Source organism: Arthrobacter sp. NamB2 (assembly GCF_005281365.1).
Lineage (GTDB): Bacteria > Actinomycetota > Actinomycetes > Actinomycetales > Micrococcaceae > Arthrobacter_D.
On the sequence record NZ_SZWI01000001.1, the window covers coordinates 73883 to 92621 of the forward strand.

The 18739-nt window shown below is 68.7% G+C and carries 17 protein-coding genes; 6 read left to right on the forward strand and 11 right to left on the reverse strand.

Annotated features, from left to right (window positions below):
• Positions 1-21: 21 nt before the first annotated feature.
• The 6 genes from FDK12_RS00365 to FDK12_RS00390 form a co-directional block, all read right to left on the reverse strand.
• Positions 22-741, reverse strand: coding sequence for a 4'-phosphopantetheinyl transferase family protein (locus FDK12_RS00365; protein ID WP_137367751.1), 720 nt, complete (start codon positions 739-741; stop codon positions 22-24).
• Between the two features lie 122 nt (positions 742-863).
• Positions 864-1103 carry a hypothetical protein gene (locus FDK12_RS00370; protein WP_104118773.1) on the reverse strand — a complete coding sequence of 80 codons (240 nt, stop codon included), beginning with the start codon at positions 1101-1103 and terminating at the stop codon, positions 864-866.
• Positions 1104-1261: 158 nt separating this feature from the next.
• Positions 1262-2230 carry an NUDIX hydrolase gene (locus FDK12_RS00375; RefSeq protein ID WP_137367752.1) on the reverse strand — a complete coding sequence of 323 codons (969 nt, stop codon included), beginning with the start codon at positions 2228-2230 and terminating at the stop codon, positions 1262-1264.
• Positions 2230-4452 (reverse strand): RNA degradosome polyphosphate kinase, encoded by a 2223-nt coding sequence (locus FDK12_RS00380; RefSeq protein ID WP_189636210.1) that lies wholly within the window; start codon positions 4450-4452, stop codon positions 2230-2232. The genes FDK12_RS00375 and FDK12_RS00380 overlap by 1 nt, the downstream gene beginning before the upstream one ends.
• Before the next feature lie 89 nt (positions 4453-4541).
• Entirely contained in the window at positions 4542-5513 is a 972-nt protein-coding gene (gene mshD / locus FDK12_RS00385; protein WP_137367754.1) for a mycothiol synthase, read from the reverse strand.
• Between the two features lie 222 nt (positions 5514-5735).
• The gene (locus FDK12_RS00390) at positions 5736-6443 is read right to left on the reverse strand and encodes a winged-helix domain-containing protein (RefSeq protein WP_104118777.1); all 708 of its coding nucleotides are present in this window, start codon (positions 6441-6443) and stop codon (positions 5736-5738) included.
• A 183-nt stretch (positions 6444-6626) separates the two neighbouring features.
• Between FDK12_RS00390 and FDK12_RS00395 the strand changes: the two genes are divergently transcribed.
• The 4 genes from FDK12_RS00395 (at position 6627) to FDK12_RS00410 (ending at position 9820) form a co-directional block, all read left to right on the forward strand.
• Positions 6627-7379, forward strand: a complete 753-nt coding sequence (locus tag FDK12_RS00395; protein ID WP_223262998.1) for a hypothetical protein — start codon at positions 6627-6629, stop codon at positions 7377-7379.
• Positions 7380-7610: 231 nt separating this feature from the next.
• Positions 7611-8210, forward strand: a complete 600-nt coding sequence (locus FDK12_RS00400) for an FABP family protein (protein ID WP_104118778.1) — start codon at positions 7611-7613, stop codon at positions 8208-8210.
• A gap of 87 nt (positions 8211-8297) precedes the next feature.
• The gene (locus FDK12_RS00405) at positions 8298-9389 is read left to right on the forward strand and encodes a YgfZ/GcvT domain-containing protein (protein ID WP_137367755.1); all 1092 of its coding nucleotides are present in this window, start codon (positions 8298-8300) and stop codon (positions 9387-9389) included.
• Complete coding sequence (locus FDK12_RS00410) at positions 9386-9820, forward strand: ankyrin repeat domain-containing protein (RefSeq protein WP_137367756.1); 435 nt, start codon at positions 9386-9388, stop codon at positions 9818-9820. The genes FDK12_RS00405 and FDK12_RS00410 overlap by 4 nt, the downstream gene beginning before the upstream one ends.
• A 52-nt stretch (positions 9821-9872) precedes the next feature.
• Here the strand turns inward: FDK12_RS00410 and FDK12_RS00415 are convergent, their stop codons facing one another.
• From FDK12_RS00415 to FDK12_RS00435, 5 genes are all read right to left on the reverse strand, one after another.
• Complete coding sequence (locus tag FDK12_RS00415; protein WP_137367757.1) at positions 9873-11924, reverse strand: acyltransferase family protein; 2052 nt, start codon at positions 11922-11924, stop codon at positions 9873-9875.
• 75 nt (positions 11925-11999) lie between these two features.
• On the reverse strand, positions 12000-13193 hold the full coding sequence (locus tag FDK12_RS00420; protein WP_137367758.1) for an AI-2E family transporter: 1194 nt from the start codon (positions 13191-13193) through the stop codon (positions 12000-12002).
• 91 nt (positions 13194-13284) lie between these two features.
• Positions 13285-14238: a DUF368 domain-containing protein gene (locus FDK12_RS00425; protein ID WP_189636211.1), complete on the reverse strand. Its 954-nt coding sequence runs from the start codon at positions 14236-14238 to the stop codon at positions 13285-13287.
• A gap of 173 nt (positions 14239-14411) precedes the next feature.
• Positions 14412-15134 (reverse strand): GNAT family N-acetyltransferase, encoded by a 723-nt coding sequence (locus tag FDK12_RS00430; protein ID WP_137367760.1) that lies wholly within the window; start codon positions 15132-15134, stop codon positions 14412-14414.
• Between the two features lie 4 nt (positions 15135-15138).
• Entirely contained in the window at positions 15139-16164 is a 1026-nt protein-coding gene (locus FDK12_RS00435; RefSeq protein ID WP_104118784.1) for a 6-phosphofructokinase, read from the reverse strand.
• Between the two features lie 246 nt (positions 16165-16410).
• Here FDK12_RS00435 and FDK12_RS00440 point away from each other — a divergent pair, with 246 nt between their 5' ends.
• Positions 16411-17277: a UbiA family prenyltransferase gene (locus FDK12_RS00440; RefSeq protein WP_223262999.1), complete on the forward strand. Its 867-nt coding sequence runs from the start codon at positions 16411-16413 to the stop codon at positions 17275-17277.
• Positions 17274-18701, forward strand: a complete 1428-nt coding sequence (locus FDK12_RS00445) for a phytoene desaturase family protein (RefSeq protein ID WP_137367761.1) — start codon at positions 17274-17276, stop codon at positions 18699-18701. Before FDK12_RS00440 ends, FDK12_RS00445 begins: the two co-directional genes overlap by 4 nt.
• Positions 18702-18739 lie beyond the last annotated feature (38 nt).

Here is an 18739-nt window from a genome sequence, read left to right on the forward strand (position 1 = left end):
ATCACCCTCCCTGCGCTCCGTTCAGAGCGGGGCGACGGCGAGGGCAGCCACGAGGCCTTCCTGCTCGAGGGCGATGCCGTCCACGCCCTGCAGGTCCTGGATCCGTCCGTCCCGCAGGACATCCACCTGACTGGGGTCCCTGTCGGCGAAGCCTGTCCCGAAAGCCTTGAGCAGCGCTTCCTTCCGTGCCCACAAGCGGGTACGCGCGGCGGCTCGCTGCACCTCGGGAAGCCGGCCGACGTCATCCCGCTCCGCCCGGGTGAGCGCTACGTCGTCGAAGCCGTCGAAGGCCGTGCCGGTCATCGACTCGAGATCCACGCCGACACCGACACCGCAGGCACCGGGCACCGGATCGGCACCACGCGTGTCGAGGGCTGCGAGCAGGACGAATCCGCCGGCCCGGGAGAGGCTGAGGGCCAGCGGGACGGGTTCGCCGTTCAGGGAGTAGCCGGGCCTGCCATGGTCCGGCAGCCCCTGCTCCGACCCGCAGGAGAGGCACGTGAAGCACGAGGCGAGGTCGGACACCCGGACGTCCAGCAGTTCAGCCGCCAGCAGGCGCTGCGCGTACCGGCCGGCGACGAAGGATGAACGTGTACCGGTGTCCTGCATCCGCGCTGCCCGGGCGCGCTCCGCCTCATCAAGGACCGACCGCATCTCGGCAACCGGCGGCAGGGCGGTGCCTTCCGCAGTACGGAGCAGGCGAAGGGCCACACTGTTCGTGGGGATCTGCGGCCGGTTCACCTGATGCCTGGACCGACGTCTGCTGCGGTGGTCATTCCACCATCCTGCCGCGAAAACGCGGTGCTCGGGTGAGGTCACCCGTTGTGCGGCACGGCCACGTCGCGTGAACCCTGCGTCAGGGCCTAGTGGCGGACGCCGAACAGTTCGGCGCACACATCCTCGCGCAGCACGAAGGGGCGGGGGCGGTCGCGGTCGGCAGGAGTCCCGTAGACGTAGTAGCCACGGCCCTCGCCGGGGCCCCCGGCAGCGCGGTCGATCGCGTGCAGGAGCTTGGGCGTGAGTGGCCCGGCAGGGCCGATGCTGTGGATCTCCTCGATCTCGTGCGGCGCCAGGCCCCGCACGAGGCTCTTCACATCGGCCATTGCTGCATTCCCGTCGTCGGTGCTGGTCCCTGCATGAGGAACCGACGTTAGGTCCACCGCGTAAACGCTCGATGAACGGAGCCAACACCGGCGATGAAGCTACGTGGGCTGATCATCTCCGGACGACGAGTGGATGCACGCGCGCTGAATCCGCCGGATCAGTCGTCGTATGCGCGGAACTGCTCCACCGAGACGATGCGCCCCTGGTTCGTGCTGCTGACCTGGCAGATGACTGCCTCGCCGGGCGCTAGATAGGGGTCCTCCACCGGGAGGAGCGCCCGCAGCGCGCTCGTCATGTGCTCACCGAGCACCGAGAACACGAGCGGGAGCACGGGGCGATGCGTGCAGATCGCCACGGGACGGCGTTTGTCGATGACGCGCTCGACGGCGGCCCTCGCGCGCGCCGGCTTGCGCGAGGCGTCATGCTCGGTGAGCGCGTCGACGAGTTTGAGCTTCGCGCTGCGCTGGTTCACATAGGGCGAGATCGTCTGGACGCACCGCACCCAGGGGCTGCTCACCACGCGCTCCGGGTTCCAGGCCTGCAGCAGGCGGCTCACCGCGATGGCCTGCCTGCGACCGGTGGCCGCGAGGGGCCGCTCGCCCTCCGCCCTGCTCCACGAGGACCGCGGTTTCGCCTTCGCGTGCCGCACCACGATCAGCGGCCACGTCTGCAGGTCCTTCGCGCGGTGTGCCTCGAGCAGGGCATCGAGCGGTTCGACGTCGGACGGATTGCTCAGCATGTCGCGCGCGCTCTCGGGCGACACCCACAGCACCCGGTCGACCTCCTTGCCGTCCGGGGCCGGTCGGAGCCGCTCTGTCTTCGCGGCCCAGTAGTGCACCACCTTGTCGCCCGATGCGACGGGGTAGGTGATCGTGGCAAGCGGGATCCCCAGCTTGACGCTCAGTCCCACCTCCTCGAACGTCTCGCGGACGGCGCACTCGGGTGTCGTCTCACCCGGATCGAGCTTGCCCTTCGGCCAGGACCAGTCCTTGTAGCGGGGGCGATGGATGATCAGGACCTCGAGCCGGCCCTTCTCGATGCGCCAGCACAACGTCCCGGCAGCAGCAACGGTGACGCCCGTACCCTGGGTGGTGCCGGCGGGCGCGTCCTTCGTCGTCGGGACCATCAGCGGCGGGCCACCGCCCGCTGGCGGGCCCTGGAGGCGAGCAGCCAGGACTGGATGTCCTCGAGGGGCACGCCGTCGTCATCCTTGTGGTGGCGTGTCCACTCACCACTCGCGTCGAGGTGCCAGCTGGAGACAGCGGGGTTCATGTAACGGTCCATGAGGTTCATCAGGTAGGAGATGTCCTCGGGCTCGCTGAGCTGCACGAGGGCTTCCACGCGGCGATCGAGGTTGCGGTGCATCATGTCCGCCGACCCGATGAACACCGCAGGCTCGCCCCCGTTCGCGAAGGCGAACACACGCGAGTGCTCCAGGAACCGTCCGAGGACCGATCGGACGGTCACGTTCTCGCTGAGCCCGGGAACCCCCGGTCGCACGGAGCAGATACCGCGGACGATCACGTCCACCTTCACGCCCGCCTGCGACGCACGGTACAGCGAATCGATGATCGCCTCGTCCACCATGGAGTTCACCTTGATGACCACGCGGGCTGCGAGGCCCGCCTGCTTGTTCGCGATCTCCCGTTCGATGCGGTCGATGAGGCCCGAGCGCACGGACCGCGGAGCCACGAGGAGACGCTTGAACGTGGACTTCGGCGCGTAGCCGGAGAGCTGGTTGAAGAGGCGCGAAAGATCCTGCCCCACCTGCTCGTTGGCCGTGAGCAACCCGAGGTCCTCGTAGTAGCGCGCGGTGCGTGGGTGGTAGTTGCCCGTACCGATGTGGCAGTAGCGGCGCAGGCCGTCGATCTCCTGCCGCACCACGAGCGACAGCTTGCAGTGGGTCTTGAGGCCCACGATGCCGTACACCACGTGCACGCCTGCCTGCTCGAGCTTGCGCGCCCAGGAGATGTTCGCCTGCTCGTCGAAGCGGGCCTTGATCTCCACCAGCGCCAGGACCTGCTTGCCCGCCTCCGCGGCGTCGATCAGGGCGTCCACGATGGGGGAGTCGCCCGAGGTGCGGTAGAGGGTCTGCTTGATGGCCTGCACCTTGGGATCCGCGGCGGCCTGCTCAAGGAACGCCTGTACCGACGTCGAGAAGGAGTCGTACGGGTGGTGCAGCAGGATGTCCCGCCGGCGCATTGCAGCGAAGACGTTCGCGGCCTTGGAGGTCTCGCTCTCGTTGAGGTACCGGCTCGTGTGCGGGACGTGCTTCGGGTAGTGCAGGTCGCCCCGGTCGATCCCGGCGATCACGCTGAGGCCGCGCAGGTCCAGCGGGGCCGGCAGGTTGTAGACCTCGTCCGCCTCGACGCCGAGTTCCCGGGACAGGAGCGCACGGATGCTCGGATTGATGTCCGTCGTCACCTCCAGGCGCACGGGCGGGCCGAAGCGGCGGCGCAGCAGTTCCTTCTCGAGCGCCTGCAGGAGGTTCTCGGCGTCGTCCTCCTCGACCTCGAGGTCCTCGTTGCGCGTGACGCGGAACAGGTGGTGCTCGAGAACCTCCATGCCCGGGAAGAGCTGGTCCAGGTGGACGGCGATGACCTCCTCGAGCGGGATGAAGCGCGCGATGCGTCCCGCGACGTTGCCCGCCCGGGGCCCGTCGACCGACATCAGGCGCGGCAGCTGGTCGGGCACCTTGACGCGCGCGAAGAGTTCCTTCTCGCTGATCGGGTTGCGGACCACGACGGCGAGGTTCAGGGACAGCCCGGAGATGTACGGGAAAGGGTGCGCGGGGTCCACGGCGAGCGGCGTGAGGATCGGGAAGACCTTCTCGGCGAAGACCTTGCGGAGCTCCGCACGCGCGGCGTCGTCGAGTTCCTCCCAGGTGGTCAGGTAGATCTGCTCCTGCGCGAGCGCGGGGCGGATCTGCTCCGCGAACACGACGGCGTGCCGCTGCTGCAGCTGGTAGCCGTCCTGCATGATCTTCTCGAGCTGCTCGATCGGGCTGAGGCCCGCGGCCGACGGAACGGCCAGGCCGGTGGCGATCCGACGCTTGAGTCCGGCGACGCGCACCATGAAGAACTCGTCGAGGTTGGACGCGAAGATGGACAGGAAGTTCACGCGCTCGAGGAGGAAGAGCTCCGGGTCCTCGGCCAGTTCCAGCACGCGCGCGTTGAAGTCGAGCCAGCTGATCTCGCGGTCGAGGAAGCGGTCCGGCCGGATGTCGCCGGAGGGCAGGAGGCTGGGAGCGAAGTCGGGGATGTCGATGCGGTCCTGGGTCGCCCGGGCCGGAGCCGTCTCGGACGATCCGTACAGTGACGCACCACGGCGTTTGGTCTCTGAATCCATTGCGTCTCCTGCAGCGTGGGCGGGCATGGTGTGGTGAGTACCGCGGCCGACCGGCCGGGCACGCCTCGAAACAAACCTTACAAGGTGCTTTACGCCGTCGTGCTCGCGTACATGACGTCGACGTCCCAGCGGGTGAAACCGAGCTTCCGGTAGAGCGCCACGGCCGCGGCATTGTCCGCGTCGACGTACAGCATGATGGCCTGCAGCCCCTTGCGGTGGAGGTATTCGATGCCGGCGATGGTGAGGGCCTTCCCGAGGCCCATGCCCTGGGCGTCGGGCGTGACCCCCACCACGTACACCTCGCCCATCGGTGGGTGCGCACCGACACCCTGGTGGATCTTGGTCCAGTGGAAGCCGAGCAGCGCGCCGTCGCCCTCGCGCACGGCGAGCAGGAAGCCGTCGGCGTCGAACCAATCCTCGTCCATGCGGGCTTCGAGGTCCGCGCGTGTGGTGGAGCCCTGCTCGGGGTGGTGGGCGAAAGCCGCGGCATTGGCCGCGAGCCACGCCTCCTCGTCCTCGCCGCGCACGAACGGGCGCAGGACGACGCCCTCGGGAAGGGTCAGCGCCGGGACGCTCTGCTCGACGGCGGCACGCGTCAGCCGCATGCGCCAGAGTTCCCGCACGGGCCGGAAACCAAAGCGGGCGGCAAGGTCTGCGGCGGCGGAGTGGTTGCCGTGGGACCAGCCACGGAGTCCGGTGATGTTCTCCGCCAGGACCGCCTCGATGAGGGCCGTCCCCGCGCCTTCACCACGGCAGTCCGGTGCGACGACGAGTTCGAGGACGGCGCCGTCCCCGGTGTCGCCCGTGACACCACCGGTGACGACGGCCACGCCCGCGAGCTCGCTGTCCTGCTGCCCCGCGGTGCGCACGGTGAACACGAGCAACCGGTCACCGGCGTCCTGCGCCCGCAGCGTCACGAGCGTCTGTTCCGACAGCGGGGGATTCCCGTCCGCCTCGGTCGCCGCGGCCGTGAGCCGGTGCACCTCCGTGGAGAGGGGAGCGGGCGGGGCGCCCACGATCCTGTCGACGGACCAAGTGGGAACGTGCTGCGCAGCGGTCATGCGTTCAGCCTAGTCCCGTTGCCGACCATCGTTTTGGTGCCGGCCCCGTTGTGCGGTAGTGTCGTGAACTGCTCGAGGGGGATGCACCAGTGGGGTGCCCGCGATACGTTCGACCCGTATGTCCTCCACCAAGGTCCGGTCCATCACGGCCGGCACGGGAAAAGCCCCTCCACCCACGGGTGGAGGGGCTTTTTCGTGTCGTCGTCGCGGACGGAGCCGGGCTCAGGCGTCCTGATTGACGGAGCTGCGGTCCTCGGGGAGGCGGGTCAGCGTGAACCGGTAGCCCACGTTGCGCACGGTACCGATCAGCTGCTCGTGGTCCGCCCCCAGCTTCGCGCGCAGTCGCCGCACATGGACGTCGACCGTCCGCGTGCCTCCGTAGTAGTCGTAGCCCCACACCTCGTGCAGGAGCTGGTCGCGGGTGAAGACACGCCCCGGATGCTGCGCGAGGTACTTCAGCAGCTCGAACTCCTTGTACGTCAGGTTCAGGGGTTCACCGCCGACCCTCGCCGTGTAGCTCGCCTCGTCGATGACGACGCCCGACGCGTGGATCTCGGTGCTCGTCTCCTCGCTGGCCGCCGTCGACCGCGCGATGACGAGGCGGAGCCGCGCCTCTACTTCTGCCGGCCCGGCGGTGTCCAGTACGACGTCGTCCGCCAGCCAGTTCGCGGCGACCGCCGCCATGCCACCCTCGGTGAGGACGAGGACGAGGGGGGCGCTGAGGCCGGTGGCTTTCAGGAGCTGGGTCAGCGAGCGGGCCCCCACGAGATCCTTGCGGGCATCCACCAGGACCACGTCGCAGGGCTCGGTCTCCAGCAGCGCCGTCGGTTCCGCTGCGAGGATGTGCACCTTGTGGTTGAGCAGTTCGAGGGCCGGCAGGATGTCGACGGACGAGCCAGTGGTGTTCGTGAGCATCAGGATGTGCGGCATGTGTCCTCCACGGGTCGGGAATGCGCATCATCGGGCAGCGGTGCCGTCGTTCCCGAAGGGGAGGCGAAGGCGGTAGAGATTTTGACAAGTATAGCCGCAGGGCTGTGATGCGGCGCACGTGCGCCACTGGTCCGCAGGCCCCGGTTTTCCCAGCGCACGTGGGGGTAGGGCAGTATTGCTGGGGTGAAGAGGACGAGCGTGGCCGCTGCGGCCGGAGCAGCAGCAGTGGCGACAGGGGCGATTGTCGCGTCCTCCTACATCTCCCTGACGGCGGTGGCACTGATCGTCGGCGCCGCCGTCGTCCTGGCTGCCGTCGGATGGCCCTACGTTCTCGGTGTGCCCGCGAGGAAGAGCCAGTCCGCCGCCATCGGGCTGAGCGCCCTGCTTGCCGTCGTGCTGACCGCCACCATCCCGGGCCCGTCATTCCTCGCCTGGTTCCCGGCGTCCGTCGCGCTGGGAGTCGGCGCCGTCTTCATGATCCAGCTCATCCGCGGGACCGGTCAGAGCCACCGGCTGGAGTCGACCCTCGGAGCGAGTTCGGGCGTCGTCGCCGTCGCCATGGGGTCGGGGTGGGTCGCCGCCGAGCGGCTGGCCGTCAACGCCTCGGATTCCGGCGTGATGCTGGTCACCGGAATCAGCATCCTGGTGGCCATCGCAGTGTGCCTCCTGCCATTCCCCGACCGTCTGGTCGCCCCGGCCGTCGTCCTCCTCGCGGCGCTCGCCGGTCCTCTCGGCGGGTTGCTGTTCACCGACGTGCCGGCCCTGTCCGCCGCGGTCGTAGGGCTCGCGTGCGGCACGGTGATCGCAGGGACGCGCCGGCTGCTGGTCGCCCGTGAGGCATCCCTGCCGGCCATTGCCGCCGTGGCGTCGGGCGTGACGCCCGTGCTCGCGATCGGCGCCGTCGTCTACTTCCTCGACAAGCTCTTCCTCTCCTGACGCGTCCTGACGCGATCCCCCGACCAAGGCGCAGGGAGCCCGCCCGAGCGGTCCCGCCGTGTCCGGGCTGCGCGTTACGATGGAAGCATGTCCATTCTTGCTCTTGAAATCTTCTTCATCTCGCTGCTGGTCGTCGCCGGTCTCGGCATGGCAGGTTTCGCAGCCCTCGTCATCTCGCGCCTGTACAAGGGCCAGAAGTAGTCCCAGCAAGCCCCTTGACCCGGAGAACCCATGTCGATTGAACTGCCCACCGACCTGACACCCGAGCTCGTCCCACTGTCGTGGCTCCTCGGAACCTGGGAGGGGACAGGGATGCTCGGTGAGGGAACGGCCGAGTCGGAGCGCTTCTCCCAGCGCGTCGTGTTCTCGCAGAACGGCCTGCCCTACCTGCAGTACAGCGCAGAGTCCTGGCTCATCGACGAGCAGGGCTCGCAGTTGCGGCCGCTGTCCGTCGAGACGGGCTTCTGGGCGCTCGACCGGAAGCTGAACGACGCCGACGTCGGTCCGGGGCTGAGCCCCGCGGACATCGTTCCGGCGCTGAAGACGGCCGACGAGGTCGAGCAGTTCCGCAACGCGGCCGGTGGCTTCGACATCACGGCGACGATCGTGCACCCGGGCGGAATCGCCGAGCTCTACTACGGGAGCATCAAGGGCCCGCAGATCCAGTTGAGCACCGACCTCGTCATGCGCGGACAGCACTCCAAGGAGTACTCCGCCGCCACCCGCCTGTTCGGACTGGTCGAAGGCAACCTCTACTGGCGCTGGGACGTGGCAGCGGACGGCAACTCCCTCGAGGCGCATGCGTCGGCCATCCTCAAGAAAGCCCCCTGACAGCGCGGACAACCGGATCCGCGGTCGCACCGTGCACCCCGGCGCCGACCAGCAGGAATAGCCCCGCCCGAGAGGCGTTATACCGTCATGATCCCATCAAGCCCTTTCCTGAGCCGACCCGGTGCCGTCGAGGGCGGCGGAGCGGACGCCGGGGTTGCCTCCCACTACGGCGATCCGTTCCGTGAGCAGCGCCTGCTGGCGGACGGGCAGGCCGTCGTCGACCTCTCCCACCGCGGAGTGGTCACGGTGTCGGGCCCCGACCGCCTCAGCTGGCTCAACAGCCTGTCATCCCAGCTGCTGCTCGGCCTCCGGCCCGGGCAGAGCACCGAGACGTTGCTCCTGACGGTCCAGGGACGGATCGAGTACTCGGCGCACGTCGTGGACGACGGCGCGACGACCTGGCTCGTCACCGAGGGCGGCGAGGCGGCCCCGCTGGCAGCCTGGCTCCAGCGCATGAAGTTCATGCTGCGCGTCGAGGTGGAGGACGTCACGCATGCCTGGGCCGTGGTCGGAGCGACGAGGGCCCTGCCGGAGGTGGCCGACGCCGTCGTCACCTGGGAGGATCCCTGGCCGTCGATCGGCGCGGGCGGCTACGCCTACTCCACGGTCGATGACGGCGAGCACCCCGGCCGGGAGCGGCCCTGGTTCGAATACCTCGTGCCTCGTGAGCGCCTGGAGGAGGTCGTCGCTGCGACGGGTCTTGCCCTCGCCGGGTCACTCGCCGCCGAAGCCCTCCGCGTGGCCGCCTGGCGCCCGCGGCCCGGCTTCGAGACCGACGAGAAGACGATTCCCCACGAGCTCGACCTCATGCGCACGGCCGTCCACCTGGCCAAGGGGTGCTACAAGGGCCAGGAGACGGTTGCGCGCGTGCACAACCTCGGGCATCCACCGCGCAGGCTCACCTTCCTCCATCTCGACGGCAGCCAGCACACCCTTCCCGCCCCCGGCAGCGCCGTCGTCAGTGAGGGCCGCACCGTGGGCCGGGTGACGTCCGTCGCGCACCACTACGAGATGGGCCCGATCGCGCTTGCGGTCCTCAAGCGGTCCGCTGATGCGTCGGCGGACCTCATCGTGCAGGACGGCGAGGAGATCTATGCGGCCGGCCAGCAGGTCGTCGTGGCGCCGGACGCCGGTCAGGTCGTCGGTCGCGCCACCGGGTTCCTGAGGTCGCCGCGATGAGCGCGGGTGGAGGCGACGGGACCGGCGGCGGCACCGCCGCGGCGGGCACGGACGACGGCGCTGCCGCAGCGATCGCCCTGGCCCATGCGCTCTTCGATGCCGCGCGGCAGGGTGACACCACCACGCTGGTGCGGTACCTGGACGCCGGGGTGCCCTTCGCCCTGACGAACACCGCGGGGGACAGCCTGCTGATGCTGGCCGCCTACAACGGGCATCCGGCCGTCGTACGGGACCTGCTGGCACGGGGCGCTGACGTCGATCAGGCCAACGACCGAGGTCAGACGCCGCTCGCGGGAGCCGTCTTCAAGGGCCACACCGACGTCGTCCGGCTCCTCGTGGCGGCCGGAGCGGATCCCGAGGCGGGGACGCCGTCGGCCCGTGCAGCCGCGGAGATGTTCGGGCGCACCGAGCTCCTCGAGCTGTTCGGCTAGCTCGAGCTGTTCGAAAAGCGGGGGATACCTCCCGAACGGATGCTCGTGCCGGTCACCATCCGATGGCGTCCCTGAACTGCTCCTCGAAGAACGGCCTCAACGTCCCGGCGTAGGTAGCAGTGAGGTGATTGTCATCGAGGTACACGCGAACGTTCCCGATGACGGCGGGGCAGGTTTCCGAGACGCAGATGTAGCCGTTGAGGTCCATGGTCGAGAGGCCCGGAGTGATGGCTGCCATCTGCGCGATGGGCGATACTTCTCCCATGTCGCGTGCGTCGGCCTCTCGTGGGTTGCACGCTTCCGACGACGCCCCGAACTTCTCCACGCACTCCATCATGTTCTGATGGAAGCGGGGGTTGTCGCGGACAGCCACCATGGGGATGCCCTGGGACATCAGGTCGGAGGCACCCCGACTGAACCCACCGGGAAGCAACTCGAAGGGTGCATCGGCGATCGAGTAGGTTCCCGTGGTGAACACCACGTCCGGACGGAGACCGAGAATGTAGTCGGTGGCCTGGGTGTTCCTCTCGTTGCAGTCAGGGGCTACCGTCTCCTCGTGGCCGACGTACTGGCACCCACCCTTCACGACGGCCACCACTGCCCAGTTGTTCTCCTCCGCCATCGGTTTGATGGCAGCGAGCCACTGCTGGACGTGGCTGTTCCCCACCGCGAGAATGGTGCGATCCGGCGCCTCCTGGTCGACGATGACGGAGCAGCCCATCCCCTGCAGCAGTGGGGCGTCCGTGCCGTACCTCCCTGAACAGGGAGCATGGAGGCTGGCGTAGTCGTGGGCGGCAGTGCTTGCGGAAGGGACGAGCGGGACCCCTTCGGGGGCGGTGACCCCGAAGCGCGAATCCAGCACCAGGGCCCCCGGGTTGTTTCTGCTGGCCTCGGCCGCAATCTGTTCCGATTCGATCCTCAGGCTCTGCTGCCAGGCGGTCAGGGGAACTGCGACGAGCCCCAGGCACGCCGCGAGCACGATCACGGCATTCCGGCGCCGTCTGTCGGCCCACGTCAGTGCCCGCAGGGGGCGCTCGACGAAGCGCATCGTGGCGTAGGCCAGCACGAGGGACACCGCGATGATGATGAGGCCTCCGAGTACGCCCGGCGTCGGGCGGTCCTGCCATGCCAACGCCAGCACCAACACGGGCCAGTGCCACAGATAGAGGGCGTAGGACAGATTCCCCAGGCGCACCAGCGGCTTCGACGACAGGAACCGGTCCGCTCCGACAGCGCTCCGGGTCTGCCCTGCAACGATCACGAGGGCAGCCGCCATCAGCGGCCACAGGGCTACATATCCTGGGAACTGGCCCTGCACATCAAGCAGGAAACCGCCGCTCAGCATCGCGAGCACGCCGACCCAGCCCGCGACGATGCGGCCGACGCGCGGCAGGCGGACGTACGGCAATGCCAGCGCGAGCAGCGTGCCGAAGGCGAATTCCCACAGCCGGGCGCGCGTGTCGAAATACGCGAATGCCTGGTTCGTGTAGGTCTCCCGGACGGAGAACGCCAGCGAGGCGACGAACAATGCACCGAACACGATCAGGACGACACTGCGGAACCTGAGCTGCAACCGGCGCGACACCAGCACACTGGTAAGGAACAGCACGGGCCAGAGGATGAAGACCTGCCCCTGCACCGACAGCGACCAGAAGTGCTGCAGAGGGCTGGCCTGACTGTGATCGGCGGCGTAGTAGTCCACAGTGTCGGCGGCCAGTATCCAGTTCTGCACATAGAACAGCGACGCCCATGACTGTCCCATGATGTCCCACCATCGCGATTGCGGCACCAGCAGGCTGGATGCGACAAGCGTGCCGAGGATGACGACCACGACAGCCGGAAGCAACCGCTTGTACTGGTGCAGCCAGTGGCGGGTCAGGTCCAGCGGGCGCCCGGATTCGACCTTCCGCAGGAACGACAACGTCAGCAGGAATGCCGAGATCAGCAGGAAGACATCGACCCCGCCCGACACCCGGCCGAACCAGATGTGATAGGACACGACCATGAGTACAGCCAGCGCGCGCAGGCCCTGGACCTCCGGACGGTAACCCCCACCCGTGCCGTTGCTCTCCCGTCGGGGAACAGAAGACCGAATCCTACTCATGCTCGTCTTTCCAGCGTTCACGGCAAACACGGTGTCCAATCCTACCGGCGCGGTCCTCAGCCTCATACTCGTCCATCACTTACCGGGAGCCCCCGTCCCGATCATGGTCGGTTCCTCGGCGGCATCACGGGGGGTCGGTGAAGTAGGTTCGAGCATCTGCTCCCTCGCGTACTGGAGGAGGACCACGGCTACGGCGATGACGGGTGTCGCGAGAAATGCTCCCACGATGCCCAACAGCGAACCTCCTGCAGTCACCCCCGTGAGTACCACAGCGGGATGAAGCTTGAGTGACTTGCCCACCAGGATCGGCTGCAGGACGTTGCTTTCGAGCTGCTGCACAAGCAGCACGATGCCCAATACCATCAGCGCCGTGATCCAGCCATCCGACAGCAGAGCCACGAGCGTCGCAAGGAACCCGGTAGCAACGGCGCCGATGACGGGCAGGAACCCTGCGAAGAAGATGAGGACCGCCAACGGGAGAGCGAGCGGCACCCCGAGGATCCACAACCCCGTACCGATGAACACGGCGTCCACGAGCGCCACGGCAGCCTGTGACGACACATATGCGGACAAGGTCCTCCAGCTCCTCGTGGACACTTCCGCGATGTGCACGAAGACAGTCCCGGTCGTCCACCTGAGCAGCCAGCGGGAGAAGCGGTCGCCGTCCTTCAGGCAGAAGAAGGTGAGGACCAGTGCCAGCAGCGCCGTCACGGTCACGGACCCGACCGTTCCGAGTCCCGAGGAGACCTGGGACAGGATCTGACCCGCGTGTGCCTGGAGCCAGCCCAGTGCGGACGTGATGAGTACGTCGACGTCGGGCACGGTGAAGGGCAGTGACTCCGCGAAGTCTCCGAGCTGTCGTGCGTTGTCCACGGCCTTGCTGAGGAGTTCGCGGACGCCGTCCACGGACAGGCTCGCTGCCGCCCACCCGACTCCGGTCACCGCGACCAGCAGGCCGAGAACCGTGGTCACCGCGGCTGCCGCGCGGGGCAGGAACGACCGCAGGATCCTGTTGACAGGCCACAGGACCGAGGACAGGAGGAGGGCCAGGACGAGGGGGAGGACGATCACCCGCAGCGCCGACAGCAGATACACCAGTCCTGCGATCGCGATGGCGATGATGAGCGTTCGCCCGAGGAGGGCGGTCGTCGTCGTGAGCGCCGAGAGAACTGCTCCGCTACGGATATCGCCCAGCATCGCACGCGGGGGAACCGTTTCCCGCTGTTCCTCATCGGCGCTGGTCGAAGGTACTTCCTGTTCGTCCGTCATGTCTGCCCTTCCATGGAGCCAGTCCGCTGCGGGACCGCACCGTAGCTCGGAATTGCCAGTGTGCTCGGCGGGACGTTGCGTGGAGTCGCCGTCACCGAGCGCGCGTCGACAGGATTGCGGGCCGTACTGACCGGCGGTCGCGCCACCACAGCAGGAGGACCAGGGCTGCACCGCCCACGCACGCGAGCAGCGGGACCGCCCAGGCGTCGTCGGGTGCAAGGAGGGCGCTGCCGTCCTGCCAGGGCCACAGTGCCCGGAGCGAACCGAGGATAAGCCCTGTCGCGACCAGGAGGGTTGCTCGCCGGTGCACGCGCAGGAGGTACGAGAGGGCCTGGACCACGGAGACGAGTCCGAGGGCGGCACCAGCGATGAAGAGCAACAAGTAGCCGCCGTCCCGGGTGCTGACCGCCTCGAGCGTCGGCTCATACATGCCGAGGGTCAGGAGGATGAAGGAGCCCGAGAGCCCGGGGAGGGCCAAGGCGCAGACCGCGACCGTTCCGCTGAGGACCACGACCCACCCGGACGGATCCTCGACCTGTAATGACGGCCGGCCCAGGAGCACGAACACCACAGCTGCAACTGCACATACGGCGACGGGTCCGAGAACCCTCGAGCTCGTGGTCGAGGGACCTGCGTCCCGGGCCATGGTGATGGGCACCAGCAAGCTCGCCGCCACCATCCCGAGGAACAGGGCGCTGGAGAGTGTCGGCTGCGTGTCGACGAAAGTGTGCAGGGGCTTCGAGAGGGCGAACAGGGCTACGAACATGCCGACGGCAAGGGGCAGGATCAGGGTCCACTCGACACCGGCCAGGCGAGACCCTGTACCCTGTCGGTCGCGTCGCAGGACGATGCGAGCCAAGCCTCGGATGAGGTGATTGGACGAGGCGACCACGCGGTCGAACACCCCGAGAACCAGTGCGACAGTACCGCCGGAGACCCCCGGGACAAGCTCCACCAGACCGATCAGGGCCCCGTAGAACGTGGTGCCGAGGGTCGACCGGAGTGTGGTCGCGGGCTGTGTGCCGAGGCGAGGGGAGAATTTCACCGGTTCAACGCTAACAACCGACGTCGGTCGAACGGCTCGATCGGGGGCACGGTTGCTGTTCCGTAACATGATCGATGGCCGACCGTGACTCGCTGGGAAAACGCTGATAGCCGGATACCCACTGCTGCGTCGCCCGGGCGGGGGCTACCCTCGCGCCGGCCCGCTGCTCGGTGTCAGGCGTCGAGGATGACCGAGGTCTGTGTCCCGGCGAAGGCGAAACCCGCCCGTCGGGCGGTGCGCTGCGAGGCGGTGTTGTCCGTGCGCGCGCGCCATTGGGGGACGAGGCCGGCAGCCATCGCTTCCTCGACGGCGACGGCGGCTATGCGTTGCGCGTATCCCTTGCGTCGTTCGTCAGGCGGCGTGATGACGGCGGTGTGCGCCAGGATGCCCTCCCAGATGTCGTACCCCGCGCCCGCAAGCGGCGTCGGCTGCCCGTTGTCCGCGTCGTCGCCCTCTGCCACCAGCACGAAGGCGTGTTCGGCCCCGCCGAGGCCAGCCTCCGCCACGTCGTCGGGCGGGCACCTTCGCTCGAGCGCGCGGACGAGCAGCTGCTCGCGGGACACGACGGCGGGCGGTCCGTCGAACTGTGGCAGGACGTCGCAGAAGTACAGCTGCGCCTCACCGAGACCGCGTCCCCCGTGGTTGCGACTGAGCGTGAGCAGCGCCGAGTGGCTGCGCAGCTCGAGCCCCGACATGCTCCGCCCTGCGTCGATGGCCCACGCCGGTCCCTTGAGCACCTCCTGCCCGAACAGGGTGACGAAGGTCAGCACGGATGCGTCGTCGTCGAGGCTGTATAGGCGGTCGGGGCCGCCGCCGGCAAGTGCGTCGTCGTCGAGCCCCAGCAGCCGCGACCAGGCGAGCTGGATGATCGAGACGGTTCCCGGGTCCAGTTCCACGAGCTCAGCCGAAGAGGATCGCAGCTTCGTCGTATCGGTGCTGCGGAACGCGCTTGAGGTTGCCGAGTGCCGCCTCGAAGCCGACGTGGGCGATCTCCGTGCCGTTGAGCGAGACCATGGTGCCCCACAGCTCGTCCTTGACGGAGTCGACAGCGGCCATGCCGAGGCGCGTGGCGAGCACGCGGTCGAACGACGTCGGGACTCCGCCGCGCTGGATGTGGCCCAGGATCGTGGCCCGGGTCTCGATGCCCGTTCGTGCCTCGAGCTCCGGGGCCAACTGGTCCGCGATACCACCGAGACGGGGGCGGCCGAAGGTGTCGAGCCCGCGCTCCGAGTGCGCCTGTTCCATGTGCGAGGGCACGAAACCCTCCGCGACGACGACGAGGGGTGCACGTCCTCGGGCGTTCGCCGTCGAGACCCACTCGGCGATCTGTTCGATGCTGGTCTGCTGCTCCGGGATCAGGATGGCGTGCGCGCCGGACGCCATGCCCGCGTGCAGCGCGATCCAGCCGACGTGGCGGCCCATGACCTCGGCGATCATGCAGCGGCTGTGCGACTCGCCCGTGGTGCGGAGCCGGTCGATGGCCTCGGTGGCGATCTGCACGGCCGTGTCGAAGCCGAAGGTGTAGTCCGTGGCGTCGAGGTCGTTGTCGACGGTCTTGGGGACGCCGACGATCTTCAGGCCCAGGTCCGTTAGGCGCTTGGCAGCCGCGAGCGTGCCCTCTCCGCCGATCGCGATCATCGCGTCGATGCCGAGCCGGTCGAGGTTCTCCTTGATGGCCTCCGCACCGCCCTTGCCCTCGAAGGGATTGGTCCGCGAGGTCCCGAGGATCGTGCCGCCCTGCTTCGAGATGCCCCGGACCGCATGGCGGGGCAGGTCGATGATGTCGCCTTCGACGACGCCACGCCACCCGTCGCGGAATCCGACGAACTCCTGCTCGTGGGTCTTGATGCCCTTGAGCACCGCGCCGCGGATGACGGCGTTCAGCCCGGGGCAGTCGCCGCCGCTGGTGAGGATTCCGATCTTCATGGGGCGTGGGTTCCTTCGACGAGGGGGGTGGGTGGTTCATCAGGAGCACACCGTCGGGCCCAACTATGATTCTAGACACACACGGGACTCCCCACCCGACTGCGTCACACTGTCGGGAACACTGGGGGTGACTCGTCGTTCCCGGGCCGTCCACCCCGCTACGGACCACGTAGGCTGGCACCATCCGGCGCACGCGGACGCAGCTCCCGCGGATCGTCACCCCGTAGGTCCGAGGAGGACACAGCAGTGCCCCAGGCAGGTTTTGCGCCAGCGGCGCTGCGCATGGTGTCCATCTCCCGACCGGTGCTGTGGATCAATACCCTGGGCACCGGCGTGGTCGGCATGTGGCTCGTCGGTTCGTTGTGGCAGTGGGAGGCATGTGCGCTCCTGGTCTGGCTCACGCTGCCGTTCAACCTGCTCATCTATGGCGTCAATGACATCTTCGACCAGGACACGGACGCCCTCAATCCGCGGAAGGGCTCGCTCGAAGGCGCAAGGATCAGGGCCTCCGAGGTCCGGGCCATCTGGGTCGCCGTCCTCGTCACGAACCTGCCGTTCCTCGCCTGGTTCGCCCTCACCCTCCCGCCGGTGGCGCTCGCATGGATCGCGCTCTACGCGGTCGTGTTCGTCCTCTACTCGGCGCCGCCGCTGCGCTTCAAGGCCCGGCCGTACCTGGACTCGATCAGCAATGCGGCCTACGCCCTCCCGCTCGTGTTCGTGCCCTACGCCCTGGGCGACGAGCCGGTCTGGTCCGCGGCGCTCGGCCTCATGGCCTGGAGCGCGGCGAAGCACACGTACGACGCCGTCCAGGACATCGACGAGGACAGGGGCGTGGGCATCACGACGACGGCGGTCCGGCTCGGGGTGCGCGGCGTCGTCGGCTGGAGCGGGGCCTGGTGGGCTCTCTCCACCGCATGCTTCGCCCTCGTCAGCATCCCGGTCGCCGTGGTGAATGCCCTGATCGCCGGCTGGCTCCTGGTCGGCCTCTACCGGGATCCCCGGCCGGCGACGGGGCACCGGCTGTACCGGTACTCGATCGCGTTCCCCTATGTGGCCGGCACCGTCGCAGGCGTCCAGCTCGTGGTGGGCCTCACGCTGGGCCTGTACCGGTGAGCCGTGTCGTCGTCGTCGGTGGCGGTATCGGTGGCCTGACCGCTGCCGCCCTGCTCGGACGAGCGGGTCACAGCGTCACCCTGCTGGAGGCGTCCGACGACGTCGGAGGCAAGAGCCGGCGCATCGAGGTCGCTGGGCAGCGGATGGACACCGGGCCGTCGTTGTTCACCTTCCCGGCCGTCTGGCAGGACCTCCTGCAGAGGCTCGATGCCGTCGGAGCGTCCGCGTCCGGCAGTGCTTCGGACATCGCCGACCTCCGGCTGGAGAGGCTGCCGGAGGTCGGCACCTACTACTACCGCGGGGAGGAGTGCGTGCTGCCGGTGCCCGAGGGACACCCGTGGCACGAGGCATGGACGCGCTTCGCCGCCGAGCACGGCATCCTGGGTGCCGACGTGTCGCGACTGCTCACCACCGGCCCGCTCGAGGCCACGGCGTATCCTGCGCTGGCGAAACTCGCCGGGCTGTACGGCCGGAGGCTGACGACGCGCAGCTACCTGGGCAGCCTGGACTGGCTGCCGGAAGGGCTGCGCGAGGTCATCGCGATCCACACGCTCAATGCAGGCGTGAGTCCCACCAGGACGCCCGCGCTGTACGCGAGCATGCCGGCGATCATGGCGAACGACGGCGTCTGGATCCCCGACGGCGGCGTCTACGAGCTGGTACTGGCGCTCGAACGGCTTGCCGTCGACGCCGGCGTCGAGATCCGTACGGGTGAACCCGTGCAGCGCATCGCGCGACGCCGGGTCACCACGGCCGGGGGCACCTACCCGGCCGACGCCGTGGTGAGCGGCATCGACGCCAACCGGCTCGGCGGCCTGTTGTCCGGACGCGCTCCGCGAGTGCCGGGGAAGCTCACCTGCTCGGCGGTGGCGATCTACGCCGTGCTGGCCCGGCCACTGCCCGAGGGCACGCCGCGCCACGGAGTGGTCATGCCCGACGACCCAGCCGCGTTGTACGCGCGGCTCGAGACCGGCGACGAACCCGAGCAGACGATGGCGTTCGTCAACTACTACCCGGCGAACGGGGTCTACCCGAACTCGTCCCCGACCCTGGCGCTGCTCCTCACCGCGCCGGCCAACGGGAAGACCTATCGCCTCGACGATCCCTTCGTCCGTCACGAACTCGATCGGACGACGCACGTGCTGGGACTGCCGGAGCCCGTCGAGGACTACTTCGAGACCTACGAGATTCTGGACCCGGGGTACTTCGGCGAGCGCGGATCCGCCGGCGGGGCGCTGTACGGCGCGGTGCACCCGGCCTGGCTGAGCGGACCGTTCCACCTCCCGCCCTACTCGGATCCCCTGCGGCCGTGGCTGTGGCGCGTCGGAGCGTCCGTGCACCCGGGCGGAGGCCTGCCGGCCGTGCTCGGCGGGGCGATGATGTCGACGCAGAAGCTGCTGGATCGGCTCGGTCCCGCCGCCTGATCGAGAGCCCGCTAAGCATCGCGCGGACCACTCGTTCC

Coding starts and splice junctions, on each gene's coding strand:
- FDK12_RS00370 (WP_104118773.1), bottom strand. CDS start 1,103: ATGGCCGATGTGAAGAGCCTCGTGCGGGGCCTGGCGCCGCACGAGATC.
- FDK12_RS00375 (WP_137367752.1), bottom strand. CDS start 2,230: ATGGTCCCGACGACGAAGGACGCGCCCGCCGGCACCACCCAGGGTACG.
- FDK12_RS00380 (WP_189636210.1), bottom strand. CDS start 4,452: ATGGATTCAGAGACCAAACGCCGTGGTGCGTCACTGTACGGATCGTCC.
- mshD (WP_137367754.1), bottom strand. CDS start 5,513: ATGACCGCTGCGCAGCACGTTCCCACTTGGTCCGTCGACAGGATCGTG.
- FDK12_RS00390 (WP_104118777.1), bottom strand. CDS start 6,443: ATGCCGCACATCCTGATGCTCACGAACACCACTGGCTCGTCCGTCGAC.
- FDK12_RS00400 (WP_104118778.1), top strand. CDS start 7,611: ATGTCGATTGAACTGCCCACCGACCTGACACCCGAGCTCGTCCCACTG.
- FDK12_RS00405 (WP_137367755.1), top strand. CDS start 8,298: ATGATCCCATCAAGCCCTTTCCTGAGCCGACCCGGTGCCGTCGAGGGC.
- FDK12_RS00410 (WP_137367756.1), top strand. CDS start 9,386: ATGAGCGCGGGTGGAGGCGACGGGACCGGCGGCGGCACCGCCGCGGCG.
- FDK12_RS00415 (WP_137367757.1), bottom strand. CDS start 11,924: ATGAGTAGGATTCGGTCTTCTGTTCCCCGACGGGAGAGCAACGGCACG.
- FDK12_RS00420 (WP_137367758.1), bottom strand. CDS start 13,193: ATGACGGACGAACAGGAAGTACCTTCGACCAGCGCCGATGAGGAACAG.
- FDK12_RS00435 (WP_104118784.1), bottom strand. CDS start 16,164: ATGAAGATCGGAATCCTCACCAGCGGCGGCGACTGCCCCGGGCTGAAC.